Raw genomic sequence first — 4571 nt, 5'->3', positions numbered from 1 at the left:
GAAAATAAAAATATATTAGAAAAAAGTGAAGCCTTTAGAATAAAAGCAGATGAACTTATGAAAACTATAAAAAACATATCAATTATAAGCGAACTAGGAGAAAAATTAACCACTACACTAGATTTAAACCAAATTTATGAAATGCTATATAATACTATACAAAGTTTTATGTTAGCTAATGCCTTTGGAGTCGCTATTTATGAAGAGGAAAAGAGAATAATTGAGTATCAATATCTTATTGAAAATAATCTTAGAATTGAATTGCATAAAGTCAATTTTGATAATGAAACGAGTATGGCAATTAAATGTTTAAGAGAGAATAAGATTATAATCATTAATGATAGGAAGAACGATAAAGAAAATTATGAATTTGATTCGGCAATATATTGCCCACTAAGCATAGATAATAAATTAATTGGTGTGATTACAGTACAAGCCTATGAGGAAAATTCTTTTACAAAACTTACAATTGAAATGATAAAAGCACTTTCTTCATATGCAGCTATAGCAATAAATAATGCAACAAAATCAATGAATCTTCTAGTTGAGATGGAACAAAGAAGGAGAACTCAAATTCAATTGGAGAACATTAACAATAAACTAATTCATTTGTCTGAAAATGATGGACTTACTGATATACCAAACAGAAGAAAATTTGATTCTGTTATTACCAAGGAATGGAACAAAGCAAAAGAGAAAAAAAATATAATATCAATCATAATTATTGATGTTGATTGTTTTAAACAATATAATGATAACTATGGTCATACAGTTGGAGATAGTTGTTTGATAAGTATAAGTAGTGAGATTAGTAAATTATTAGTGAAAGACTATTTTGCCGCACGGTATGGTGGAGATGAATTTGTTATTGTACTTCCGGATACAAATTTAGAGAATGCAAAGAGGTATGGTGAAAATCTCAGGTGTAATGTAGAAAAGTTATCTTTAATTCATAAATTTTCAAAAGTAAAGGATATTGTAACTGTTACCTTAGGTGTTGCATCTACTATACCAGATAACTGCATTACAATTATTGATTTTATAAGACAGGCAGATAACGCTTTATATGAAGCAAAAAACAAGGGTGGGAATCAGGTTATATGTTTTAATTCTAAGTAAATTTAAAGATTTGGTGAAAATGTCAAATAGAAATAAATAACAGAACAAATAAGGATCAATTAATAATTACCACGAATTATTAACAGACCCTGTTTTTTCTATAGAAAATTATACACGCTTATTTTAAGATTAGTTGTGGATGGAATAGTTGGGAATAACATGTGGGAATCTATATTGGGATATTTTACATGAATGGTAATTACTTAATTAATGTATTATTTGCTTTAATATTTTTAAAACTACAATGAGTGTGTGTTATAATATTTTCAGAATAGATTTAGATGGGAGATAATAAATGAATATTTATGATATTGCAAAATTATCTGGGGTATCCTATGGCACAGTTTCTAGGGTCATTAATAACAGAGATGGAGTTAAGAAAGAAACAAGAGAAAAAGTTAAGAAGATACTTGACGAGTATGACTATCTTCCTAACAGCTTTGCTAGAGGCCTTGCTAAAAGCGGTATGAAGATAATTGGTATTATCCTTATTGATGTTAGAAATATACATCATATTAATATTGCTTTTGATATAGAGAAGGAGTTTTCGAAGTTTGGTTATACAAGTATTATAGGTGACTGCGGGAATGACAACACTAAGCAGGAGGGTTATTTACGGGTTATGGCAGGTAGAAATGTAGATGGGCTTGTTCTTATTGGGTCAGGATTCCAAAATGCTATTACCAAAAGGAGTATTGAGAAGTATTTTAGTAATAAACCTGTAGTAATGGCTAATGGTTACCTTAATCTTGAAAATGTATGTGGCATAATGCTTGATGAGAGAAAAGCTGTAGCGGATGTAGTCGGTTACCTTGTTAATAGAGGGCATAGGAATATAGCCTTTGTAAATGATTATGTTACTTATAGTGCACAAGAAAAGCAAAAGGGATTCATGGAGGGTATAAGAGCGAATAACATTTTATTTAATGATGGGAATATAAGACACATTAAAACCAATCTTGACATTAGTGAAGTTGAGACACAAAAATTACTTACTCTTAATAAAAAAATTACAGCTATAATCTACAGTGAGGATATAATGGCAGTTGGAGGGGTTAAGGCGTGTAATAATCTTAATATTAATGTACCTAAAGGTATTAGTATAGTTGGTTTTAATAACTCTATTTACTCGGATATTTCTACCCCTAAGATCTCTAGCATTGATAATAAAATACATGAGATGTGTGAAAAATGTACTGAATCACTTCATTCTATGTTAATAAAAGAAAAAGTAGATTCTATATTTAAGCTCATTCCAGAATTCATTGTTAAAGAGTCTACTAACTAATATTAGGTTTTTGGCAAAAAATATTAAAATAAGAATTGACTAGTGAAATTATTTATGTTAATGTTATTTTATAGTGTAAGCGATTACGAAAAAATAAATTAAAAGATTTTTACAATGATAAATCCGTATATACTTACATAAGGTAGAACAGGATATTTTTTTAAAATAAATTTGTAAGCGATTACGAAAAATGGAGGGTGTCATGATATATTCATCTATTAAATCAAATTTTAACATTGAGTATTACCATAAAGTTATTAAAGAGGCAATTGAATTTTTTAGGAAAACAGATTTTAGTAAAATTGATGAGGGAGAGTATGACATTGAGGGTAGAGATATATTTTTTCAAGTAAAGGATATTATGACAAAACCTGTAAGTGAGGCTAAGCTTGAAATTCATAGAAGATATATAGATGTACAATTTCTATACAAAGGCACGGAATGTATCGGTGTTGTTGATGATACGGGTAATAACGAGATTGCAGAGGATTATCTAGAAGAGAGGGACATACTTTTCTATAAAAATATTAAAAATGAATCTTTTATAAACATGACAGAGGGAGATTTTTGTGTGTTTTTTCCAAGTGATGTTCATAGACCTGCTTGTGAGAGAGATGGGCAGTCAATAATTAGAAAAGTAGTGTACAAAATTAATGTAGATTTACTTAAGTAATAAAATAGGGGGTGGGGAACATGGAAAATGTTAATTGGGGAATGATAGGTTGTGGACAAGTTACTGAAGTTAAAAGTGGGCCAGGTCTATACAAGTCTAATAACTCAAGTCTTGTAGGAGTTTATAATGCTCATTATGACAAGGCTGTTGACTATATAAAGAGACATGGAATTGCAAAGGCCTATAGAACTGTAGAAGACCTTTTGGCTGATGAAACTATAGATATAGTTTACATTGCTACTCCACCTAAGTTTCATAAGGAGTATGCAATTCAGTGTCTTAAAGCAGGAAAGATACCTTATATTGAAAAGCCAGTGGCAATAACATATGGGGAATGTCTTGAAATAAAAGCTTTATCAGAAGAACTTAATATACCAGTATATGTAGCTTTTTATAGAAGAGGGCTAGAAAAATTCCTTAAGATTAAAGAGTTTCTTGATAATAAGGAGATTGGAGATATTAGGTACGTCAATGTGACCCAGATTATGAAAGTCGAAGATAGTGAACTTGATAGAGAAAAATTAGCATGGAGAGTTATACCTGAAATATCAGGAGGAGGAAAATTCCTAGATATGGGAGTACATGTGATTGACTGTTTGACATTATACTTTGGAGAAATGGAGTCAATTAACGGTATTGTAGAAAACAAAGGTGGATATTATGATGCCGATGATACAGTTGTGGCTTCCTTTAAATTTAAGAATGGGATTGTAGGTTCTGGTACTTGGTGTTATGTGGCAGATAAGAATATTAATGAAGTTCAGATAGTTGGAGATAATGGCAGAATTGTATATGATGGTCTTTCAGCTAAGAGCTTTACTTTAATCAAAAATGGTTTAGAAACAATATTTGAATTTGAACAACCTGAGCATATAGCTATGCCTTACCAACAAGCAGTAGTTAATGAGCTTATAGGTAAAGGAAAGAGTTTTGCAAATTTTAAGGAGGCAATTAATACTGTAGAGATGACTGAGATGCTTTTGAAAAATTATTATAGACGGGGAGTGGAAAAATGCTAAGAATTAAATATGAGGATATGGTTAAGGAATTTGAGAGAGTACTAATTAAAAAAGGATTTGGTGATGACATCGCAAAAAGAAGTGCTGAGCTTTTCACCCAAAATAGTCTAGATGGGGTATATTCTCATGGAATTAACAGGTTTCCAAGAGTTATTTCTTATGTAGATAAGGGGTATATAAAGATAGATGCAGAGCCGACTGTAGAAGGTTCTATAGGTGGATTTGAAAGATGGAATGGCAATCTTGCCATGGGTAATACTAATGCACAAAGTGCAATGAATAGAGCTATAGAACTAGCTAAGCAGTATGGAATTGGCGTTGTTGCCATGAATAATACAAACCACTGGATGCGTGGGGGTGCTTATGGTTGGCAAGCTGCTGATGCTGGAATGATTGGTATGTGTTGGACAAACACTATGCCCAATATGCCTGCATGGGGCAGTAAGGATAGAAATATAGGTAATAATCCTTT

Annotated in this window: 5 protein-coding genes; all 5 read left to right on the top strand. The window is 31.1% G+C overall.

All coding sequences use genetic code 11. The annotated features are described in order from the left end of the window. Nucleotides 1-1119: diguanylate cyclase (locus tag JJE11_RS15130; protein WP_291637094.1), on the top strand; the 1119-nt coding region annotated here is incomplete at its 5' end. Nucleotides 1120-1414: 295 nt separating this feature from the next. Continuing rightward, on the top strand, nt 1415-2407 hold the full coding sequence (locus JJE11_RS15125; protein WP_291637092.1) for a LacI family DNA-binding transcriptional regulator: 993 nt from the start codon (nt 1415-1417) through the stop codon (nt 2405-2407). A 202-nt stretch (nt 2408-2609) separates the two neighbouring features. After that, the gene (locus JJE11_RS15120; protein ID WP_291637090.1) at nt 2610-3080 is read left to right on the top strand and encodes a YhcH/YjgK/YiaL family protein; all 471 of its coding nucleotides are present in this window, start codon (nt 2610-2612) and stop codon (nt 3078-3080) included. 20 nt (nt 3081-3100) lie between these two features. After that, a complete protein-coding gene (locus JJE11_RS15115) occupies nt 3101-4099 on the top strand; it encodes a Gfo/Idh/MocA family oxidoreductase (RefSeq protein ID WP_291637088.1) in 999 nt (332 codons plus the stop codon). Continuing rightward, a partial coding sequence (locus JJE11_RS15110; RefSeq protein WP_291637086.1) for an Ldh family oxidoreductase occupies nt 4093-4571 on the top strand: 479 nt, incomplete at its 3' end. The genes JJE11_RS15115 and JJE11_RS15110, both read left to right, overlap by 7 nt.

The sequence above is a fragment of the Clostridium sp. genome (assembly GCF_016650095.1).
In the GTDB taxonomy this organism is placed as follows: Bacteria; Bacillota; Clostridia; order Clostridiales; family Clostridiaceae; genus Clostridium_AD.
The sequence above is the reverse complement of the archived record's forward strand: the minus strand, read 5'-3'. Positions and strand labels throughout refer to the sequence as shown.

Excerpts from the sequence above, each read along its gene's own strand:
- JJE11_RS15120 (WP_291637090.1), top strand. The coding sequence starts at position 2,610 with ATGATATATTCATCTATTAAATCAAATTTTAACATTGAGTATTACCAT.
- JJE11_RS15115 (WP_291637088.1), top strand. The coding sequence starts at position 3,101 with ATGGAAAATGTTAATTGGGGAATGATAGGTTGTGGACAAGTTACTGAA.
- JJE11_RS15125 (WP_291637092.1), top strand. The coding sequence starts at position 1,415 with ATGAATATTTATGATATTGCAAAATTATCTGGGGTATCCTATGGCACA.